The sequence below is a fragment of the Deefgea piscis genome (genome assembly GCF_019665785.1).
GTDB lineage: Bacteria > Pseudomonadota > Gammaproteobacteria > Burkholderiales > Chitinibacteraceae > Deefgea.
In genome coordinates this window covers 667,068-686,857 of the sequence record NZ_CP081149.1, presented here as the reverse complement: position 1 = coordinate 686,857, position 19,790 = coordinate 667,068, and the positions used below count along the sequence as shown (strand labels likewise).

Sequence of the window (19,790 nt, the reverse complement as noted above, 5' to 3'; positions counted from 1 at the left end):
CCATGTCGTCATTTTCACCACCTCAACTTATTGAATGAAAAAAATGCAAAAAATCAGTCACGCCGCCTCTTATTACGCCGCCAGCGCCCACCCACAACCAGCAAGGCCGGAGCTCAATCGCGATTTAGACGTCGATATCTGCATTATTGGTGCCGGATTTACCGGATTATCTGCCGGTCTGTTTTTAGCTGAGGCCGGTTATAACGTGGTTATTTTGGAGCAAGCACAAATCGCTTGGGGGGCTTCGGGGCGCAATGGTGGGCAAATTGTGAATTCGTATTCGCGCGATATGGATGTGATTGAACGGCAATATGGCAAAGCTACTGCCGACGCTTTGGGCGCAATGGCGTTTACCGGCAATCAAATTATTCGCCAAAGAATCGCGCATTATCAAATCGATTGCGACCTTAAAAATGGCGGACTGTTTGCGGCGCTCAGCAACAAACAACTGGGGCATCTGGCTGCACAAAAGGCACTCTGGGAGCGCTACGGCCATACCCAGCTAGAAATGCTAGACCAAGCGGCAATTGGCCAAGCCGTTGCCAGTGAGCGCTATGTCGGCGGCTTAGTTGACCATAGTGCCGGGCATATCCACCCACTCAATCTGGCGCTCGGCGAAGCTGCGGCATTTGAATCTTTGGGCGGGCAAATTTTTGAGCAATCGGCGGTCACGCAGATTCAACGTGGCACTCGCCCGGTGGTGCAAACGGCGCAGGGCTCGGTACGTTGCCAGTTTGTGATTGTCGCTTGCAATGCCTATTTGGGCGATTTAGTCCCAGAGCTCTCCGCCAAAACCATGCCTTGTGGCAGCCAAGTCGTCGCTACTGAGCCACTGGGCGCACTGGCTGAGCAACTAATTCCCAGCAATTACTGCGTCGAAGATTGTAATTTTTTGCTCGATTATTATCGTTTAAGTGCCGATCGCCGCTTAATTTATGGCGGAGGCGTTACCTATGGCGCACGCGATTTAGCGCATATTGAGGCAGTGATTGTGCCGAATTTACGCCAGACTTTTCCTCAGCTCAGCCATATTCAAATCGACTATGCGTGGACTGGGAATTTCTCATTAACACTATCGCGCTTACCGCAAATGGGGCGACTGGGCAGCAATCTGTATTACTCACAAGGCTGTAGCGGCCACGGCGTGACTTATACGCATTTGGCTGGGCGATTATTGGCGCAAGCCATACAAGGGCATAACAGCCAATTTGATGCTTTTGCCAAACTCCCGCACCACCCTTTTCCCGGCGGGCGCTTATTGCGCGTACCGCTCACGGCATTGGGCGCTTGGTATTACGCCTTGCGCGACCAACTCGGCATTTAAATCCATCAGCCAAAACGCATAAACGCTCAAAAATAATAAATAAATCACAAAATAGAGCGTTTAAGGATAAAATATGAGCTTTTCTGAACCATCGCTCTTTAAGATGCTGCGTATGATGGCTTTTCAACAACACGGAGAGCAATCATGAAACTCATTAGCAGCGCTTTATTTATGGCCCTTAGTCTGCACACCGCCTTTGCCGCTGAGTTCCAACTCACCAGCCAAGACATCCAAGCCAATGCGCCAATGACTAAAAAGCAAGAATTCAATGGTTTTGGTTGCAGTGGCAGCAATATTTCACCGCAACTCAGCTGGAAAAACGCTCCAGCCGGCACCAAAAGCTTTGCCATCACCGTGTTTGATCCAGACGCACCAACCGGTAGTGGCTGGTGGCATTGGAGTGTAGTGAATATTCCGGCCCAAGTGCAATCGATTGCCAGCGGTGCAGTACCAGCCGGCGCACTTGAAACGCGCACCGACTTTGGCCAAGCTGGCTACGGCGGCGCTTGCCCACCGATTGGCGATAAAGCGCATCGCTATATTTATACCGTTTGGGCTTTAGATACTGAAAAACTCCCAGTCGATGCCAATGCCAGCGGTGCCTTAGTGGGCTTTATGCTCAACCAACATCAACTGGCTAAAGCACAACTCACTGCCACCTATCAGCGCAGCAAATAATCCACGCGGCAAACTGCCGCCAGCACATAAGAGCCAGCGGCAATGCCTGCATTACACACCAAACAAATCAAATTGAGCCAAATCCAAGCCAAGTCAACGCAGTCTTTGCGCCAAATTTGCTGCTTGCAGCCTATGCTGATGCGCGTGCGCCAAGGTGAAAAACACCTCTTTATTGGCGAACAGCATTTCATTGCCCGTGTGGGTGATTTGGTGATTGCGCCCGCCGGGCTAGAAGTGACGCTGCGCAATCAAGCCGATCATTCTGGCTATGCCTGTGATGTGGTATTGCTCGATCCACAGCTGATTGCACGCTGTCGGCAGCAATACCCCGAAGTTTTGCGGGCGGCACTGCAGCAACCCGCACAGCTTTGCGTCAAGCTTGATCCATGGGTCGCCATGCAATGGGATCAGTTATTTCAAGCCAGCGACGTCGAACCGACGGCATTGCAGCACCATCGTGCGGTGGGCTTATTGCTGGCTTTGACCATGGCGGGGCAAGGACAGGCGATTTTTATCGATAAAGGCGATTCAATTAGCCAGCGCGTACAGCAATTATTATTGCTACATACCAGTAAGCCGTGGACGGTTGAGCAGATGGCGCAGCAATTGCATTTAGGCGCGTCGACATTGCGCCGACAATTGATGCAAGAAGGAAATTCATTTCGGCGTTTGCTCGAACAAGTTCGCTTAAATACCGCATTGGGGATGATACAAACCACCTCGCACAGCATTGGCGATATCGCGCAGCAATGTGGTTATGCCTCGGCATCCCGTTTTAGCAGCCGTTTTAGCCAGCAATTTGGCGTCAAACCGCTACAACTCCGAGCCACTGTCACCTCAGATGCCGCGCTGGCTGCACGCAATTAAAACCTCTTATATCTATAGGTATATTAAGATAAGCCATTAATAAAAAGACTTATCTTCACATACCCATACTTAAAGGTTTTAAAATTAAGGCAGCCAACTCACTCGTTTACTCAATTTATTGGGAATTTGAATTTTCCAGTAGCTCGCCTGTGTTCGGCTGAATATTAGATGGCCGTGGTCACTTTGGCGTACCGGCAGTGATAGCTGAGGATTTTTTAATATCGAACGCGCCATGCTGCCTGCCATTGCACCATGCTCAAAGCCCGATAACACCATGCCGCCCGCTGCCGCCTGCCGACTAATGGCAAAATCCCAAAAGCCAAAAATGGGCACCGGACTGTGCGCGCGCGTCCACGCCATCACTTCATCGGCATTCACATGCTGGGCATCGGCGCCAATTAAGGCTTGATAAGTCCCTATTACGATTGCATCGTATTGCAAATTGGCATTCATCACTTTATTTTGCCAAATCGAATAATTACTCACCAGCACCACATCAATATCATTGCGTTTTAAACGTTGAATATCCGTCTGTAAAAAATATGCCGATCGATCTTGATCTAATAACACCAAAATGCGCTTGGCATGCGGTAATAACTCGCGGATCAAATTAAAGTTTTGCTGGTACAACGGCCGCTCTATCACCCCAGTAATATGCTCGGGTAATTTACCGCCAAAATACTGCGCCGGATCCGCATTAATGCCTAAAAATACCACTGGCATTTTCATTCGAGCCAATCTTGGCCCCAATAGAGCCAAGGCGGCATCATCACCCAAGATCACTAAATCGGGCTTTTTTTGCTGAATTTCATAAAAAGCCAAATCAGCTTGTTCCAAATGCGCGCTAGTGGGCAAACGTTTGGTATCCAAAGCAATAAAGTCCAGTTCTGCAACGCCATCCAATTTACTGCGTAAACCATTTAAATACGCTTTATCCCAATCATTTTCAGGATGATAACTCTCCACCACAATCACTAAGGGAAAAGCCATAACGGAGGAAGCAATAAAAAATAGCAGCAGCGCAAAGCAACGTAAACGGGACATTAGTCAGTCCACTCCACCATTAAATCATCGGCAATACATTCCAATTGGCGATGCACTTGGTCTAAATCGACGTCCAACGGCGCAGATAAGATTAATTGCGCATGAAACATCATTTCACCCGACATCGCAGCACTCGATAACCATGTTTCGAGTTTTTCAATATTCACTGCAAACCGCGCCAAAATCGTCGCCACATCTTTAACAATCCCAACCCGATCATGCCCAATTAAACTTAATTCCACGCTTTGCGAAATGATTGCCGTTTCTTCTCGCTCAATATCCAATACACCACGAATATCTAAACCGGCGATTTGCTGCAAAGCCAATAACACCTCTTCACCCGCACCAGTAACGGCAACTTTAACAATTCCAGAAAACTGGCCAGCCAAACGAGAAAATGAAGACTCCAGCCAATTGCCATTTTTAGCTGCAATCGTTGCCGCCAATTGCTCAACCAAACCCGAACGATCTGGACCAATCACTGAAACAATCAATACATTATTCATGATCTACCTTTGCCAAATCACCATAGAGACTTAGCTTAGCCGATTTCTAAAGCCAAACTAACAATTACCCGAATTACGCAGCGAAATTCCTACAACAAGCGTAATTAAGCGCACTACAGCCAGCATACGGATGCAATGTGACAACGCCACAATGATCTAAATGCATTTGATACGCCTATTTTTAAATCCAGTAATTCACTATTCATCACGATGAAATCCGCATTTAACTGCCGGCAATTCTGGCGACGCTGAAATTGACTCGTCCTCGCTTTAGCGTTAGCATCGCCCCTCCTCGCGGGAGAGAAAGGCATCTGCCTTCGCCGAAGACGCAAGCTCCCAGAATCGCTCAGGCCCATGTACCGCAGGAATTTTGATTCAGCCAATTGGAGAGCGGTTGCCCAGCGCAACCCACCGAAGGGGCAAGTGGCACCCGCCACGCAACTCTCAGGTAAAAGGACAAAGGGAGAGGCTATTCCAAAACTTGGAATTTACGCTAGGAGCCCACCTTGTCCGCAATCTATCCGCAGCAAACTACCCCAAGCAGCAAAGAGCGAGTTCGCCCATGCTCACGTTAATCTATTTATTGGCTATTTCGGCCGAAGCCATGACCGGCGCCTTGGCCGCTGGCCGGCGCAATATGGATATCTTTGGCGTATCGGTGATCGCTTTTTTAACTGCCTTAGGCGGCGGCACGGTGCGCGATATTTTGCTGGGCCGCTACCCCATCGCGTGGACGCAGCATCCTGAATACGTCGCTTTAGTGATCGCCAGCGGCATCGCCGCCGTCTTGATTAGCCGCCATATGAAGCGCCTCAATCGGCTATTTATGTTCCTCGACGCCCTTGGCCTTATCGCCTTTACCATCATCGGCTGCGACGTGGCTTTGGAGATGAACTACCACCCACTGATCGTTTTATTATCTGGCATGATCACCGGTATTGCCGGCGGCATCTTGCGCGATATGCTCTGCAACCGAGTACCTATCGTTTTTCTGCGCGAGCTCTACGCCAGCGTCTCGATGCTGGTCGGCTTATTGTATATCGGCCTATTCACACTCAAAATCGACCACGACCTCAACGTCGCCGCCTGCTTCGCCCTTGGCCTACTACTAAGACTCACCGCCCTCAAACGCGGCTGGCGACTCCCAGCATTTAATTATCGACACGATATGCATTGATCTCAGTCGATTAATCTCAATCAATTCATACCTGCGATTACGCTGCGCTAATCGCATCTACAGTTCCCACTAGTTTGTTTTGCTTGCCTCACGAGGCCGACAGTTTCAAAAAGAGCTTAACAAAAACTTCACCTTGCCGTATCTAAACTGAAAGAATGTAAGCTTATGCTCTCCTCAATTCTTACGAGGTGAATGCAATGAAAATTCGTGCTTCTGTTCAAGCGGTACTGGCAATTTGCGCCATGCCGCTGTTTTTAAGCGCTTGTGGTGGCGGCTCATTCACTGATCCGACGCTGACAACACCAGCCGCAACAACAACGCCTGCTTCTGCAACACCGACTCCCATACCGGTGGTTAATACGGCGCCGATTGAAGTTAAAATGCTGGCGATTAATGATTTTCATGGCAATCTAAAACCTGGTGGCACGGTAACGATTCCCGATCCTGCCGATGCAACTAAAACCATCAAGGTCGCCGCAGGGGGTAGCGAATATCTGGCAACATGGCTAAAAACGCTGAAAGCCAAAAACCCGAATAATATTATTGTTTCCGCTGGCGATTTAATTGGCGCTAGCCCGCTGCTATCGGCGCTGTTTCACGACGAACCAACGATTGAAGCCATGAATGAAATGGGGTTGGAGCTCAACGCGGTTGGCAATCATGAGTTTGACGAAGGCAGTACCGAGCTATTGCGGATGCAAAGCGGCGGTTGCCATCCAACAGATGGCTGCAAAGCGGGAACGACATTTGGCGGTGCAAAGTTTAAATTTTTAGCGGCGAATGTCGTTGATAGCAAATCGGGGAAAACACTCTTTCCCGAATATCAAGTCAAAGAATTTAGCGGCGTTAAAGTCGCATTTATTGGCATGACGCTTAAAAACACACCGGGCATTGTGACGCCATCAGGCGTGGCGGGCTTAACGTTTAAAGATGAAGCCGACACCGTCAATGCACTGGTGCCTAAGCTTAAAACACAAGGCATCGAGGCCATTGTGGTGTTGGTGCACGAAGGTGGCACGCAGCTTGGCGGTTTGAACGAATGCAAAGGCGTATCGGGCGCGATTGTCGACATCGTGAAACGCCTTGATCCGGCGGTAGATGCCGTGGTTTCTGGCCACACGCATCAAGCGTATAACTGCCAAATTAATGGCAAATTGGTCACCAGCGCCAATCAATATGGCCGAGTTATTTCTGAGATCGATCTGACATTAGATCCTAAAACGCGCGATGTGATTAAATCATCGGCGAAAAACATCGTCGTGACGAATGATGTCGCTAAAGACGCTGTACAAACTGCAATCATCACCAAATACGATGCGCTGGTTACACCACTGGAAAATCGCATTGTGGGTACGATTGCCGGTGCTTTGCTTAAAACCACCAATCCCGCCGGTGAAAGCACTCTGGGCGATGTGATTGCCGATTCGCAATTGGCCGCCACCACCCCCGCCAACATGGGCGCAGCGCAAATTGCGTTTATGAATCCGGGCGGCGTGCGTGCTGATTTAATACCGGTCGCCGCGCAAGTGACTTATGGCCAGCTCTTCACCGTGCAACCGTTTGGCAATACTTTGGTATCGATGACGCTCAATGGTGCGCAAATCAAGGAAATGCTCGAACAGCAATTTATGGGCTACAGCAATAATCAGCCATTTAACCGTATTTTGCTGGTCTCCAATGGTTTTAGTTACAGCTGGGATTCAACGCTGGCGGCGGGGCAAAAAGTCGATGCCGCCAGCATCAAGCTCAATGGCGTGGCGATTTCCAGTGTGCTCAATTACCGGGTGACGGTGAATAATTATCTTGCGTCCGGCGGCGATGGTTTTACCGTGCTCACCAAAGGCACGAATATCCTTGGCGGTGCGCAAGATGTTGATGCGTTCGAAGCGTATATCAAAGCCAATCCTAACCTTGCCGTGCCTACACTCAATCGCGTGGTGAAAATTAAGTAATCCAACTTAATTCGTTAACAGCCGCCCAGATTTTGGGCGGTTTTTTTATGCGACATAGTGAACGCATCTGACTTAATAAATCGTCGCCGCAGGGCATTGTGGCTAGAATGTTGACGAGCTGACAGCCGCATGAAAGCATTTGGAGCGTAATGAGGGGAACAGGAAAATATGGACATCAAAGTTTGAAGCAATGTCCGTCCACACAATAAAACTAGAAAGTCCGCTTTGGCCGAAATATCGATACCGATGGGTGAAAAATGAGAGGCAGCAAACCATCTGGTTGCTGCCTTCAATATTTCTGACTTGTGCCAGTGCTGTTCGGCCTTAACGAACTAATCAACCCCTATAGTTAAATATCCAAAATCATTAAACCACTACAGTAAAGTGAACTATTGATTACGTCGCTTATCTTCTCTAACTTAGTCAGATTTTACTCCCCTGTATCTCGAGTTTTCCATAGAGAGAACAGTACCCCCGCTGCCAGTAGTCCAAAAGTCACCGCCAATGATAAGACCGGTGGTACTTTGCCATCGAATACAAAATCACCCAAAAAGATCTTCGAGCCAATGAACACTAACACCAAAGCGAGCGCGTACTTTAGATAATGGAAGCGGTGAATCACTGCTGCCAATGCGAAATACAGCGCTCGCAAACCTAAAATAGCAAAGATATTCGAGGTGTAGACAATAAATGGGTCGGTGGTTATTGCAAAAATTGCTGGCACGCTATCTACAGCAAAAACTAGGTCCACAATCTCGATCATAACTAGTGCTAGAAACAGCGGAGTAGCCCACAATACTGTTTTTTCGCGCCCTTCCACCGCAGGTGCTCGAACAAAAAACTGCTGGCCGTGCAACTGATCCGTCACGCGCATATGACGTCGTAAAAAGTTGAGTAGTGGATTTTTGCTCATGTCAGTGGCTTGTTCGCTGGCAAACAACATTTTTAAGCCGGTAAAAATGAGGAACACGGCAAAAATGTAGAGTGTCCAGTAATATTCCGCGACCAGTGTTGCCCCTACGCCGATCATGATCGCACGTAAAACGATAACACCCAGAATGCCCCAGAACAAAACTCGGTGTTGATAAATACGGGGTATCGCAAAGTAAGTAAAGATCAGGGAAATCACAAATACATTGTCTAGCGATAAACTCTTTTCGATCAAAAAACCGGTGAAATATTCCATACCAGAGACCGAACCCAAGTACCACCAGATCCATCCGCCAAACAGCAGGCCAGCTGTAATGTAGAAAGCGGATAACTTCAGGCTTTCACGTACACCGATTTCGTGATCTTCCTTGTGCAGTACGCCCAAATCAAAGACTAATAGCGCCAACACAATGGCGATAAAAGACAGCCATAACCAAACTGGCTGTCCTAGCCATACCACCATGAAAAATTCCATTTACTTCACTCCTTACCTAATTTACAGAACGACTACCTAGTCAACTTCGCATTGCGCTGCGTCGAGCACTTGCATTCCTAACGATGGGTTGTACTGAAAACCAATCAAATTGCCAGCAAGCCATGGCGCGAGCAATTAGAACGGCTTCACCATCAGCAAACCAACCATCTGCGTCCACGATCCCGAGCATGGCACGCAGTACGGTCATTTGTAGTCGTGGCTCGTCAATTTCAGCGAGCAATTGATCAATCAAAACCTCATCGAGCTCCAGTTGATTTAGGCCGTTAGCATAGTGAATCAGGTCATCGCAAAGCCCTTGCATCACATCATGAAGCGTGTGTTCGCTAATCCCCAATTGAGTGAGTACTTTACTGTCACGTATGGCTTGAAATTCAGATTGATCAATACCGCCATCTGAGACGAGCGAGAGGGCAAGTAAACGGCATACAGCTTCATGACTGTTGACAGAATAACGGCGCATTTTAGATCTCCAGTTGCGTCAAAAAAGGCAGTATTTCAGGGAGTACGGTTTAGCTCAATTGAGCCGTTGGGGCGAAATTACGATTTTGGCGAAGTTTGCGGCTGACCGTACGGCTGGCGCGATCCGCGGCACGATTCACCGCAAAGATCAAATCGCTGGCAGTATCTTCAATCAACACATCCGGTAGTTGATCCATACTCACGATGAGTTGGCAGTGTTGATCCACGCCGCCGCGCGGCCCGTTAATGTCGGTCAGGCGTACACTGACTTTGCGGATATGGCTACTCAAGCGTCCAAGACCAAATTCGATTTGCCGAGCAATGTGCTGCTGTTGATTGACTGTCAGGTCAATGTTTTTGCTTTTGATCTCGATTTTCATTTTTACGCTCCAGTGATTTAGTTTCACTAATCAATGTAAGTGCTGGTAATGAAATATAAAAATCAGATATTCTTGGTTCTTTATTCATTTTTTTGGAACAATAACCTCGATGCAGGCGCTAAATTACAAACACTTATATTATTTCTGGATGATTTGCAAAACAGGTGGTGTGATTCGCGCCAGTGAACGCTTGTTTTTAACGCCTCAAGCGATTAGTGGTCAGCTCAAAGCACTCGAAGAACAAATCGGTAGCCCGCTATTTCGCCGCGAGGGGCGTCAACTTACCCTGACTGATATGGGTCGCTTGGTACAGAGTTATGCCGATGAGATGTTTAGTCTTGGCGAAGCATTGCAGGAGGCGATTGAGCTTGGCCCACAAGGGGTGGCCCAAGAATTTCGAGTCGGAATTGGGGATATGGTGCCTAAAACCGTGGCGTTTGAACTGCTGCAACCCGCATTACAAATGGATTATCCCTTGAGGTTGATTTGTCGTGAAGGGCGGCTACTCAACCTGCTCGCTGATTTGGCAACACATAAGCTGGATTTAGTACTGGCGGATCGGCCATTACCTGCAGAGGCCAATATTCGCGGATTTAATCATTTATTGGGTGAAAGTACGCTGAGTGTACTCGGCACGGCAACGCTTTGTGCGCAATGGGCTGGGGACTTTCCAGCCGCACTACATGGTGCACCTTTTTTGCTGCCTGGCGCAGATGCCGTGATCCGTCCGCGCCTTGAGGCATGGATGGAGCGTGCGCATATACGACCGCGAGTCGTGGCTGAATTTGATGATGGCGCATTACTGAAGGCATTTGGTAAAGCAGGGGCAGGTTTCTTTGTGGTACCGACTGTGCTCGCTCATAGTATTTGCCAAGAATATCAAGTAGCAGTTCGCGGCGTCATTGGCGAGCTCAAAGAGCAGTTTTATGCCATTTCGGTGCAGCGTAAATTGCGTCACCCTGCTGTGATTGCGGTAACAGAAAGAGCCCGCCACGAATTATTTGCCAATTCAAATTCATAACCTGAGTTAATCCGTATTTCCTAAAAACTTTAAAGTCTGCGTTGGTCGAAGCGTCGATACGTCGTTGCAGAAAATATAACAAATACACAAGCAAAAATCGCAAACCATCAGGCAGCAGCCTTTCATTTTCTAAGTGTTGGAAATCAAAGGGGTCAGACTCACTGCTGTCCCAGTTAATTTTCATCATGCCCAATCCCACGCTAACTGAGGGGAGTCAGGTACTTTGTCTGGCGGCCGAAACAGCGACAGCAACGGCCTGCGGATGAAAAGATTCAACTGCAACAAACGCAGTATCTGCTGCAAGCTCTGGGTTAAACCCGTGCTAAATTTCAAATAGGCCAGCAACAAATAGACGCACAATGCCACCATGATCTGAGTAAAAACGGCATTACGACTCAAACCTAGAAAGGCCTTGATTTTCAAGTTTTGCTTAATCCATTTGAAGAACAACTCAACTTGCCAGCGCTGCTTATACAAGTCAGCCACGGTCTTGGTGGGCCAATCTTGGCGATTGGTGACGAACTGATAAGTCTGCTCCGTTTCTGCATCAAAATAGGTGACTAGACGAGTAAGCCAAACATCGGTAGTTGGGCCAATAAATAATCGGCAAAAAAATCAAAGGGGTCGTCAATTGGGGAGATTCAGCTGATATTGGCATTGCTTTCGCGGGCAAGCCCGCTCCTACGAGATTGTGCTGAGCTGGGTCGCTAATCAAAGTATCACCATGCAGTCATTAACAAATAAGCTTTGCATAGCTATACCCAAGCAAACAAAAAGCCACCGCATGCGGTGGCTTTTTGGTACTAACTAAAAAATATTTTTTTTTAAACGTCGAGATTGCGCGCTACGAGGGCGTTTTGTTCGATGAACTGACGGCGGGGTTCGACTTGGTCGCCCATTAATGTGGTGAATACTTCATCCGCAGTAATGGCGTCTTCGATGTTCACGCGCAGCAAGCGGCGAACGGTGACGTCCATCGTGGTTTCCCATAATTGTTCTGGATTCATTTCACCCAGACCTTTATAGCGCTGAATGCTCATATTGCGGCGCACTTCGGCGAGTAACCAATCGAGGGCTTCTTTAAAGCTTTTCACTGGCTGCTCGGCGGCTCCACGGAGAATCACGGCATCGGCGTGGATGAGGCCCATCAAGGCGTCGGCCATGCGGGTAATTTGCGCATAATCGCCCGACAACAAGAAGTCGCTGTCGATGTATTGCATTGTTACCACGCCATGCAAGCGGCGCTCGATGCGAATCTGCCAACCTGCGTCGACGAGTTCAGCGGCAAAGTGAAATGCCGGATGATTTACTGCGGCGCTTAGGCGCGCAATGCTGTCGTTGGCGCTGGCTTCGTCATCGAGTACCAGGGCTTTAATTTTGAGCAAGGCGTTCAAAATCATTGGATCAAGGAAACGGCTTTCACGCTCAATCACGGCTTCAGTCAAGAAGAACTGTTTCGCCAGAGTTTCAAGTGCTTCACCGCTTATCGTTGCTTGATCGACGCCAGTCGATAATTGCGCGCCATTCATTGCCGCACGCAGCAAGTGCTGTTTGAGCTCTTGTTCGTCTTTAAGGTAAGTTTCGTTTTTACCTTGTTTGACTTTAAATAGCGGCGGTTGTGCGATGTAGATATAGCCACGCTCAACGAGTTCTGGCAGTTGACGATAGAAGAAGGTCAACAGCAAGGTACGGATATGCGAGCCATCCACGTCCGCGTCGGTCATGATAATGATGCGGTGATAGCGCAGTTTTTCGATATTAAAATCGTCTTTACCAATGCCACAACCGAGCGCCATGATCAAAGTACCAATCTCTTGGCTAGCGAGCATACGATCAAAACGAGCGCGTTCAACGTTCAGAATTTTACCTTTGAGTGGCAAAATCGCTTGGAATTTACGGTCGCGCCCTTGCTTGGCCGAGCCACCCGCGGAATCACCCTCGACGAGGTAGATTTCTGACATTGCAGGGTCTTTTTCTTGGCAATCGGCCAATTTACCCGGCAAGCCTAAGCCATCGAGCACGCCTTTACGACGGGTGATTTCACGCGCTTTACGCGCCGCTTCACGCGCACGGGCTGCATCGACGATTTTGCCGCAAATGATTTTGGCGTCGACTGGGTTTTCCATCAAAAAGTCGGCCAAGGCGCCGCTCAAGACTTCACTGACCACGGGGCCGATTTCGCTCGAAACCAATTTATCTTTGGTTTGGCTGGAGAATTTTGGATCCGGCATTTTGACGGACAGCACGCAGGTTAAACCTTCGCGCATATCGTCACCGCCGGTTTCTACCTTGGCTTTTTTGGCAAAGTCATGGCTGTCGATATATTGATTGAGCGTACGCGTCATCACTTGGCGCAGTGCCGTCATATGGCTACCGCCATCACGCTGCGGAATATTATTGGTAAAGCATTGCACTGATTCTTGGTAAGAATCATTCCATTGCATCGCCACTTCCACGCTCATGCCGTCTTTTTCGCCGATGGCGTAAAAAATATGCGGATGCAATACCGATTTGGTGCGGTTAACGTATTCAACAAAACCACTCACGCCACCGGTGTAGTTAAAGATTTCTTCTTTGCCACTACGACGATCCAATAGCTGAATGTTGACGCCATTGTTCAAGAACGACAGTTCGCGAATCCGCTTGGCTAGAATTTCAAAATGATATTCAACCACGCCAAAGGTTTCGACTGATGCCATAAAGTGCACTTCAGTACCACGGCGCTCAGTGTCACCAACTTCTTTTAGCGGAGAAACGGCTTCGCCATGGCGAAATTCCATGGTGTTTTTCTTACCATCACGACGTATCGTTAGGCGCAGCCAGTCTGAAAGCGCGTTAACAACCGATACCCCCACCCCATGCAAACCGCCGGAGACTTTATAACTATTCTGGTCAAACTTACCGCCAGCGTGCAATTCAGTCATCACGATTTCAGCGGCAGAGCGCTTAAATTCGTCGTCTTCTTTAATTTGCGTTGGAATACCGCGACCATTGTCTTCAACACTCACCGAGCTATCGGCGTGAATGATGACGCGAATGGTGTCGCAATGCCCGGCCAATGCTTCATCAATCGCATTGTCGAGCACCTCAAAGACCATATGATGCAGACCGGTGCCATCTTGGGTGTCGCCGATATACATACCGGGACGTTTACGAACGGCTTCGAGACCTTTTAGGATACGAATACTATCTGCACCGTAGTCGGCTGACTGGGCGCTCTCTGGGGCTTGCGGGAGGTTTTTTTCTTCGTTCATGGCTTTTTTGAGTATGGGGATTAGGAAGTGGGGATTAGGGAGTGAGGCGCAGAAAACTGGGGCGAATGCCCCATTCCCTACTCCCTACTCACCGCAGCCTAGATACGCATTGGCATCACAATGTATTTAAAGTGTTCATTATCTGGAATCGTCACCAGCACACTCGAATTGACGTCGCCAAAATAGCAATGCAAGTTTTCAACCGACAGATTGGTCAATACGTCGAGCAAGTACTGAATGTTAAAGCCAATATCCAGCGTTTCGCCGCTATAACCGACTTCAACTTCTTCTTGAGCTTCTTCTTGCTCATTGTTATTGCACAAAATCTTTAAGGTACTATCAGTGAGCACCAAACGAACGCCACGGAATTTTTCATTCGACAAAATGGCGGCACGTTGCATCGACGACAATAGCGCTTGGCGATCAACCGTTAATAGTTTGTCGTTATTTTGTGGAATCACGCGGTTGTAATCGGGGAATTTCCCGTCAACTACTTTGCTGTGAATCACAATTTTGCCAAAGCTGAACTTCACTTGATTGCTGGCGATATCAATGGTGACTTCATCATCCACATCCGACAGCAATTTAAATAATTCCAAAATCGTTTTGCGCGGCAAGATGACTTCGTTTTTATCAAACGACGTGCTCAATTCGGTAGAAACAAAACCTAAACGATGGCCGTCCGTTGCCACCAGTTTAAGTAAATTACCATCAGTAACCATAAACAGGCCATTGAGGTAATAACGAATATCTTGATGCGCCATCGCAAATTGTACGCGGCCGAGCAAGGCTTTTAGTTGGCCTTGTGGCAAGCGAATGGTTGCGCGCAGATTGGTATCAACGGCTAATTCAGGAAAATCAGCCGCTGGCAAAGTTTGCAGCGCAAAGCGGCTTTTGCCCGCTTTAATAGTTAGGCGGCCTTCGGCCTCTTCGAGCGTAACCACCGTTTTATCGGGAATCGCTCGCAAAATGTCCGACATTTTTTTTGCCGCAACGGTAATCGCAAAATCGCTACCAGAAAAGCCTTCGGTTTGTTGGCTACTGATTTGGATTTCAAGATCGGTACCGGTAAAAGACAAGGCATCGCCGTCTTTTTTAATCAGTACATTCGACAAAATAGGCAAGGTGTGTCGACGTTCGACAATACCCGTTACAGTGGCCAGTGGTTTTAGGAGCGAATCGCGTTCAGCCTGCAGCAGTTGCATTTACTCTCACCCAAGTTGTTTATTTAGTTTATCGGTAGCATCCGCGATTCTACCTCAAATCGAGGCCAAAATCAGGAATGCGAAAGCTTTGCAGCATTGGCGATGCCGCTTCAAGGTATAAATACACTTAAAGCAAAATAGCGTATGGCATATAACGAGGGTATGTGGCTGCTAGCAATTTTGCTAAGGGCTCACACTCACATACCCCATCAAATAGATATATTCGTTATAAATATGCCATCAACATCAAGAACGCAACATTTGCAGCAGCACGCTGTATTGATGCGCCATTTCGCTGTCATTTTTGCGGAACTCTTCAATCGTGCGGCACGCATGCAAGACAGTGGTATGGTCGCGACCGCCAAATGCATCACCAATCGCTGGCAAACTCATCTGGGTTAATTCTTTCGTCAGCGTCATTGCCATTTGTCGTGGCCGCGCAATGTCTCGCGTGCGCTTTTTACTATGCATATCGGCGACTTTGATTTTGTAAAAATCAGCGACCGTTTTCTGGATATTTTCCACCGAAACTTGGCGGTTGCCCGAGGCTAAAATATCACGCAGCGCTTCTTTGGCCGATTCAACCGTGATCGGTTGATTAGTAAAGCGCACATATGCCAGCACGCGTTTCAAAGCACCTTCCAGCTCGCGCACGTTGGAGCGGATGTTTTTCGCCATAAAAAAGGCGACATTGGCATCGAGCTTGAAATGCTCGGCTTCAGCTTTTTTCAGCAAAATGGCCACGCGCATTTCGGTTTCTGGCGGCTCGATCGGTACGATCAAACCCCAAGAAAAACGCGAGGTTAAACGCTCTTGCAAACCATCAATTTCACGCGGGATTTTGTCCGAAGTGAGGATAATTTGTTTGCCACTTTCAAGTAGCGCATTAAATAGATAGAAGAATTCTTCTTGGGTGCGGTCTTTACCGACAAAAAACTGAATATCATCGACCAGCAACAAATCCAGCGAATGGTAATAGCGCTTAAATTCATCAAACGATTTATGTTGATACGCCTTCACCACATCTTGCACGTATTTTTCGGCATGAATATAGCGAATTTTGGCCTGCGGATTATGCTGGTGAACAAAATTACCAATGGCTTGAATCAAATGGGTTTTACCCAAGCCCACACCGCCGTATACAAATAGCGGGTTGTAGCTCACGCCAGGGTTTTCGGCCACTTGCATTGCAGCTGCGCGCGCCACCTGATTGGCTTTACCCGTGACTAGCGTCTCAAAACTATGCGATGGATTAAGCCGCGTCGTTTCATGGCTGGCGCCACCGGCGTCAAAGCGTTTACCGGTTTTAACCGGGGCTGCCGCTGCAGCAGGTGCCGGTTCGTCACTGGCGGCATTGGCTGAGCGCGCAGCAACACGCGGCGCAGGCGCACTCATCTGGCCGACTTTAAGCTCAATCGGCGGCGGAACGCCAGCACACAACTTCGCTGCGGCCATTTCAATCATGCCCAGATAGCGATCACGGATAAATTGCAGAAAAATCTGATTGGGCACTGCAATGACTAAAGTGTCGTCAATCATCTGCGCCGATAAAGGCTTAATCCAGATATTAAATTGACTGGCACCTAAATTTTGTTGCAATTCATTGAGGCAATGCGGCCAAAGTGTTTCTATTTGCATAGGAATAAATTACCACGGCTTAGGGTCAGCGGGCACCAGATCAAGGCCAAACTCGGCGATGTTATTTTATTTATTGGCATGGAATTTGAGGCACACCGCGCAAAGCCTTGAATATTAAGCCAAGTTTCGCACGGCCATTTTGGCCACTGAGAGTTACCGAGAAGTGAGGCATTGTACTCGCAAGTGCAATACTTATCCACAAGCACAGTAGGCAATCGATCCACGGTTAATTACGACTCTCACTTGACAAGCTACTAGCAGTACTGATTAAATCGCGTGTTTACTGCCCAATTAGCACTTAGGATTTAGTCATGAAACGTACTTTCCAACCTTCTGTAATCAAACGCAAACGTACTCACGGTTTCCGTGCTCGCATGGCAACTGTTGGTGGCGTTCGCGTTTTAAACGCTCGCCGTGCCAAAGGCCGCAAAGTTTTATCGGCTTAAGCTGTTGCGAACCAACGCCCCTGCTTGCGGAGTACTCGGCATGCAGAGCGAAAAACGCTACCGCTTTGCGCGTGATGCACGCTTACTAAAAACGGATGATTTTTCATCCGTTTTTAGTTTGCGTGCTTCAGTGAGCAATGATTACTTCCAAGTTTTAGGTAAACCCAATCTAAGCCAGCATGCTCGCTTAGGGTTGGTGGTCGGCAAAAAAACCGATAAACGTGCCGTAGGTCGTAATTATATTAAGCGCACTGTACGCGAGCTGTTTCGTCAAAATACTGAATTGCTACTCGGTCTGGATGTGGTCGTTAGATCGCGAAAACCGTTTGCACGTCAGGACGGGGCCGCTGCGCGTGCCGCGTTATTGAGTTTATTTAAACGAATCAAGCAATGTCGCGCCTTATCATCACGCTGCTGAAACTTTATCAGTTGATGATCAGTCCACTGCTAGGTCCTCGTTGCCGCTTCACGCCGACTTGTTCACAATACGGTATTGAAGCGGTGAGCCGATACGGGCCAATAAAAGGCAGTTGGCTCACGACAAAACGTCTGTGTCGATGCCACCCCTGGGGCGGCTGTGGACATGATCCTGTTCCGTAAATAACCCACCGAGTTGGGAGCTCTTCCGTTCAAATGGATACTAAGAGACTAATCCTCTTTATTGCGCTGTCTTTCAGCATTCTGTTTTTCTGGCAAAAATACATGGAGCAGCGTTATCCGCAGCCCAAAGTAACGGCCAGTGCCACAGCCAGTGCCGCTTCGGCTAGCGCAACAACGACCAGCAATACCACCACCACCAACACTACGCCAGAAAGCAATGTCGCCAAAGGCCAGCGGATTACCGTCGTTACCGACTTATTCCGCGCTGAAATCGACGCCAACGGTGGCGATTTACGCCATGTTGAGCTGCTTAAAGTCGGTGCTACCGATGATCCAAGCAAACCTTTTGTCTTATTACAAGATGAAGGCGAGCATGTTTACATCGCGCAAACCGGTTTACTTGGCGAAGGCATGCCAACGCACAAAAGCGTTTTCACTGCGGCACAAAGCAACTACACCTTGGCTGAAGGCCAAAATGAAGTTGTCGTTCGCTTAGAAGCGCCCGGCCCGAACGGCGTCAAAATTGCCAAAATCTACACCTTCAAACGCGACAAATACTTAGTCGATGTGAAGTACCAAATCGTCAATGCGGGCACTGCACCGCTAACGACCAGTGCTTACTATCGCTTGGTGCGTGACGGCAAAGTAGAAAACCCAGGCATGTTTGGTACGCATACCTTCACCGGTCCTGCGGTCTACACCGAAGAAGCTAAATTCCAAAAAGTGGATTTCGATAAGATCCGTAAAGGTGAAGCGAAATACATCCCTTGGGCCAAAGACGGCTGGATTGCGATGATTCAGCACTACTTTGTTTCGGCTTGGATTTTCACGCCAGAAACCGGTGGTGATGCTTGCACGCCAAATGCCTGCCAAATTGAAATGAAAGCCCTACCGGATAATTTATTCTCCGTCGGCGCCATCGTTCAATTGCCAAGCATTGCGGCTGGCCAAACGTTTGAAAAATCGGTACCGATCTTTGTTGGTCCACAAGAAAGTAAACGTTTAGACACCGTGGCACAAGGCTTTGATCTGGTTAAAGATTACGGGATGTTCACCATCTTCTCGAAACCTTTATTCGCCGTATTGCAGTTTATCCACGGCCTTGTTGGCAACTGGGGTTGGTCGATTATCATCGTGACCCTCTTGCTAAAAGCCGCGTTCTATCCATTAGCTAGCGCCAGCTATCGCTCAATGGCCAAGATGCGCTTGTTAGCACCACGGATGGAAGAGTTGAAAAAACGTCACGGCGAAGACCGCGTGAAATTCCAGCAATCTGTAATGGAAATGTACAAAACGGAAAAAGTGAATCCGCTCGGGGGTTGTTTACCGATGCTGGTGCAAATTCCGGTGTTCATTGGTTTTTACTGGATGTTGCTGGCCGCAGTTGAATTGCGCCAAGCACCGTGGGAATTCTGGATCCATGACTTATCGGTGAAAGATCCGCTCTACATCTTGCCACTGATTATGGCGGTATCGATGTACGTGCAAACGACCTTGTCGCCTCCACCGCCGGATCCGATGCAAGCGAAGATGATGAAGTTTATGCCATTGATTTTCTCGGTGTTCTTCTTCTTCTTCCCAGCTGGTTTGGTGCTGTACTGGGTTGTGAACAATATCTTGTCGATCATTCAGCAATATGTGATTACCAAGCAAATTGAAAACGCTGCAAAAAAAGCCAAAAATAGTTAGCAAGGCTTAAAATAAAAACGCCGCCTTCGGGCGGCGTTTTGCTATCTTTACTGAAACTCAATTCAAAACGATGTATCGAGCGACAGCGCTTGTTTTACAATAATTAGCAGTCAATACCCTAAGA

At 48.3% G+C, this 19,790-nt stretch carries 18 protein-coding genes, 1 pseudogene and 2 riboswitches; of the genes and pseudogenes, 10 read left to right on the top strand and 9 right to left on the bottom strand.

What is annotated here, in order from left to right:
* Positions 1-43 precede the first annotated feature (43 nt).
* From K4H25_RS03305 to K4H25_RS03295, 3 genes are all read left to right on the top strand, one after another.
* Complete coding sequence (locus K4H25_RS03305) at positions 44-1,324, top strand: NAD(P)/FAD-dependent oxidoreductase (RefSeq protein ID WP_221022003.1); 1,281 nt, start codon at positions 44-46, stop codon at positions 1,322-1,324.
* A 144-nt stretch (positions 1,325-1,468) separates the two neighbouring features.
* The gene (locus K4H25_RS03300; RefSeq protein WP_221022002.1) at positions 1,469-2,002 is read left to right on the top strand and encodes a YbhB/YbcL family Raf kinase inhibitor-like protein; all 534 of its coding nucleotides are present in this window, start codon (positions 1,469-1,471) and stop codon (positions 2,000-2,002) included.
* Positions 2,003-2,044: 42 nt separating this feature from the next.
* On the top strand, positions 2,045-2,869 hold the full coding sequence (locus K4H25_RS03295) for a helix-turn-helix transcriptional regulator (protein WP_221022001.1): 825 nt from the start codon (positions 2,045-2,047) through the stop codon (positions 2,867-2,869).
* A gap of 84 nt (positions 2,870-2,953) precedes the next feature.
* On the opposite strand, the gene K4H25_RS03290 is transcribed toward K4H25_RS03295, so the two are convergent.
* Together K4H25_RS03290 and K4H25_RS03285 are read right to left on the bottom strand one after the other, a co-directional pair.
* Positions 2,954-3,913, bottom strand: coding sequence for an ABC transporter substrate-binding protein (locus tag K4H25_RS03290; RefSeq protein ID WP_221022000.1), 960 nt, complete (start codon positions 3,911-3,913; stop codon positions 2,954-2,956).
* Entirely contained in the window at positions 3,913-4,419 is a 507-nt protein-coding gene (locus K4H25_RS03285) for a glycine cleavage system transcriptional repressor (protein ID WP_221021999.1), read from the bottom strand. The genes K4H25_RS03290 and K4H25_RS03285 overlap by 1 nt, the downstream gene beginning before the upstream one ends.
* 285 nt (positions 4,420-4,704) lie before the next feature.
* Positions 4,705-4,791, top strand: a riboswitch (glycine riboswitch).
* Position 4,792: 1 nt separating this feature from the next.
* Positions 4,793-4,889: riboswitch (glycine riboswitch) on the top strand.
* Positions 4,890-4,981: 92 nt separating this feature from the next.
* Between K4H25_RS03285 and K4H25_RS03280 the strand changes: the two genes are divergently transcribed.
* Both K4H25_RS03280 and K4H25_RS03275 read left to right on the top strand, forming a co-directional pair.
* Positions 4,982-5,596 carry a trimeric intracellular cation channel family protein gene (locus tag K4H25_RS03280; protein ID WP_221021998.1) on the top strand — a complete coding sequence of 205 codons (615 nt, stop codon included), beginning with the start codon at positions 4,982-4,984 and terminating at the stop codon, positions 5,594-5,596.
* 197 nt (positions 5,597-5,793) lie between these two features.
* Positions 5,794-7,548 carry a bifunctional metallophosphatase/5'-nucleotidase gene (locus K4H25_RS03275; RefSeq protein WP_255587976.1) on the top strand — a complete coding sequence of 585 codons (1,755 nt, stop codon included), beginning with the start codon at positions 5,794-5,796 and terminating at the stop codon, positions 7,546-7,548.
* A gap of 430 nt (positions 7,549-7,978) precedes the next feature.
* Here the strand turns inward: K4H25_RS03275 and K4H25_RS03270 are convergent, their stop codons facing one another.
* The 3 genes from K4H25_RS03270 to K4H25_RS03260 are packed head-to-tail and all read right to left on the bottom strand — an operon-like array spanning position 7,979 to position 9,813.
* Complete coding sequence (locus K4H25_RS03270; RefSeq protein WP_221021997.1) at positions 7,979-8,953, bottom strand: TerC family protein; 975 nt, start codon at positions 8,951-8,953, stop codon at positions 7,979-7,981.
* 40 nt (positions 8,954-8,993) lie between these two features.
* Positions 8,994-9,434, bottom strand: a complete 441-nt coding sequence (locus K4H25_RS03265; protein ID WP_221021996.1) for a tellurite resistance TerB family protein — start codon at positions 9,432-9,434, stop codon at positions 8,994-8,996.
* Positions 9,435-9,483: 49 nt separating this feature from the next.
* Complete coding sequence (locus tag K4H25_RS03260) at positions 9,484-9,813, bottom strand: HPF/RaiA family ribosome-associated protein (RefSeq protein WP_221021995.1); 330 nt, start codon at positions 9,811-9,813, stop codon at positions 9,484-9,486.
* 109 nt (positions 9,814-9,922) lie between these two features.
* Here K4H25_RS03260 and nhaR point away from each other — a divergent pair, with 109 nt between their 5' ends.
* The gene (gene nhaR, locus K4H25_RS03255) at positions 9,923-10,834 is read left to right on the top strand and encodes a transcriptional activator NhaR (protein ID WP_255587973.1); all 912 of its coding nucleotides are present in this window, start codon (positions 9,923-9,925) and stop codon (positions 10,832-10,834) included.
* Between the two features lie 183 nt (positions 10,835-11,017).
* Here nhaR and K4H25_RS03250 read toward each other — a convergent pair.
* From K4H25_RS03250 to dnaA, 4 genes and pseudogenes are all read right to left on the bottom strand, one after another.
* Positions 11,018-11,362: pseudogene (locus tag K4H25_RS03250) on the bottom strand (transposase); the annotation flags it as partial.
* A gap of 296 nt (positions 11,363-11,658) precedes the next feature.
* A complete protein-coding gene (gyrB, locus tag K4H25_RS03245; RefSeq protein WP_221021993.1) occupies positions 11,659-14,088 on the bottom strand; it encodes a DNA topoisomerase (ATP-hydrolyzing) subunit B in 2,430 nt (809 codons plus the stop codon).
* Between the two features lie 98 nt (positions 14,089-14,186).
* The gene (gene dnaN, locus K4H25_RS03240; RefSeq protein WP_221021992.1) at positions 14,187-15,293 is read right to left on the bottom strand and encodes a DNA polymerase III subunit beta; all 1,107 of its coding nucleotides are present in this window, start codon (positions 15,291-15,293) and stop codon (positions 14,187-14,189) included.
* A 246-nt stretch (positions 15,294-15,539) separates the two neighbouring features.
* Complete coding sequence (gene dnaA, locus K4H25_RS03235; RefSeq protein WP_221021991.1) at positions 15,540-16,931, bottom strand: chromosomal replication initiator protein DnaA; 1,392 nt, start codon at positions 16,929-16,931, stop codon at positions 15,540-15,542.
* Between the two features lie 311 nt (positions 16,932-17,242).
* Between dnaA and rpmH the strand changes: the two genes are divergently transcribed.
* The 4 genes from rpmH to yidC are packed head-to-tail and all read left to right on the top strand — an operon-like array spanning position 17,243 to position 19,666.
* On the top strand, positions 17,243-17,377 hold the full coding sequence (gene rpmH / locus K4H25_RS03230) for a 50S ribosomal protein L34 (protein WP_173533027.1): 135 nt from the start codon (positions 17,243-17,245) through the stop codon (positions 17,375-17,377).
* 40 nt (positions 17,378-17,417) lie between these two features.
* A complete protein-coding gene (rnpA, locus tag K4H25_RS03225) occupies positions 17,418-17,795 on the top strand; it encodes a ribonuclease P protein component (protein WP_173533026.1) in 378 nt (125 codons plus the stop codon).
* Positions 17,768-17,977, top strand: coding sequence for a membrane protein insertion efficiency factor YidD (gene yidD / locus K4H25_RS03220; RefSeq protein WP_182076222.1), 210 nt, complete (start codon positions 17,768-17,770; stop codon positions 17,975-17,977). Before rnpA ends, yidD begins: the two co-directional genes overlap by 28 nt.
* A 33-nt stretch (positions 17,978-18,010) precedes the next feature.
* Positions 18,011-19,666, top strand: a complete 1,656-nt coding sequence (yidC, locus tag K4H25_RS03215) for a membrane protein insertase YidC (protein WP_221021990.1) — start codon at positions 18,011-18,013, stop codon at positions 19,664-19,666.
* The last annotated feature ends 124 nt before the right edge of the window (positions 19,667-19,790 follow it).

Coding starts and splice junctions, on each gene's coding strand:
- K4H25_RS03305 (WP_221022003.1), top strand. CDS start 44: ATGCAAAAAATCAGTCACGCCGCCTCTTATTACGCCGCCAGCGCCCAC.
- K4H25_RS03300 (WP_221022002.1), top strand. CDS start 1,469: ATGAAACTCATTAGCAGCGCTTTATTTATGGCCCTTAGTCTGCACACC.
- K4H25_RS03295 (WP_221022001.1), top strand. CDS start 2,045: ATGCCTGCATTACACACCAAACAAATCAAATTGAGCCAAATCCAAGCC.
- K4H25_RS03290 (WP_221022000.1), bottom strand. CDS start 3,913: ATGTCCCGTTTACGTTGCTTTGCGCTGCTGCTATTTTTTATTGCTTCC.
- K4H25_RS03285 (WP_221021999.1), bottom strand. CDS start 4,419: ATGAATAATGTATTGATTGTTTCAGTGATTGGTCCAGATCGTTCGGGT.
- K4H25_RS03280 (WP_221021998.1), top strand. CDS start 4,982: ATGCTCACGTTAATCTATTTATTGGCTATTTCGGCCGAAGCCATGACC.
- K4H25_RS03275 (WP_255587976.1), top strand. CDS start 5,794: ATGAAAATTCGTGCTTCTGTTCAAGCGGTACTGGCAATTTGCGCCATG.
- K4H25_RS03270 (WP_221021997.1), bottom strand. CDS start 8,953: ATGGAATTTTTCATGGTGGTATGGCTAGGACAGCCAGTTTGGTTATGG.
- K4H25_RS03265 (WP_221021996.1), bottom strand. CDS start 9,434: ATGCGCCGTTATTCTGTCAACAGTCATGAAGCTGTATGCCGTTTACTT.
- K4H25_RS03260 (WP_221021995.1), bottom strand. CDS start 9,813: ATGAAAATCGAGATCAAAAGCAAAAACATTGACCTGACAGTCAATCAA.
- nhaR (WP_255587973.1), top strand. CDS start 9,923: ATGCAGGCGCTAAATTACAAACACTTATATTATTTCTGGATGATTTGC.
- gyrB (WP_221021993.1), bottom strand. CDS start 14,088: ATGAACGAAGAAAAAAACCTCCCGCAAGCCCCAGAGAGCGCCCAGTCA.
- dnaN (WP_221021992.1), bottom strand. CDS start 15,293: ATGCAACTGCTGCAGGCTGAACGCGATTCGCTCCTAAAACCACTGGCC.
- dnaA (WP_221021991.1), bottom strand. CDS start 16,931: ATGCAAATAGAAACACTTTGGCCGCATTGCCTCAATGAATTGCAACAA.
- rpmH (WP_173533027.1), top strand. CDS start 17,243: ATGAAACGTACTTTCCAACCTTCTGTAATCAAACGCAAACGTACTCAC.
- rnpA (WP_173533026.1), top strand. CDS start 17,418: ATGCAGAGCGAAAAACGCTACCGCTTTGCGCGTGATGCACGCTTACTA.
- yidD (WP_182076222.1), top strand. CDS start 17,768: ATGTCGCGCCTTATCATCACGCTGCTGAAACTTTATCAGTTGATGATC.
- yidC (WP_221021990.1), top strand. CDS start 18,011: ATGGATACTAAGAGACTAATCCTCTTTATTGCGCTGTCTTTCAGCATT.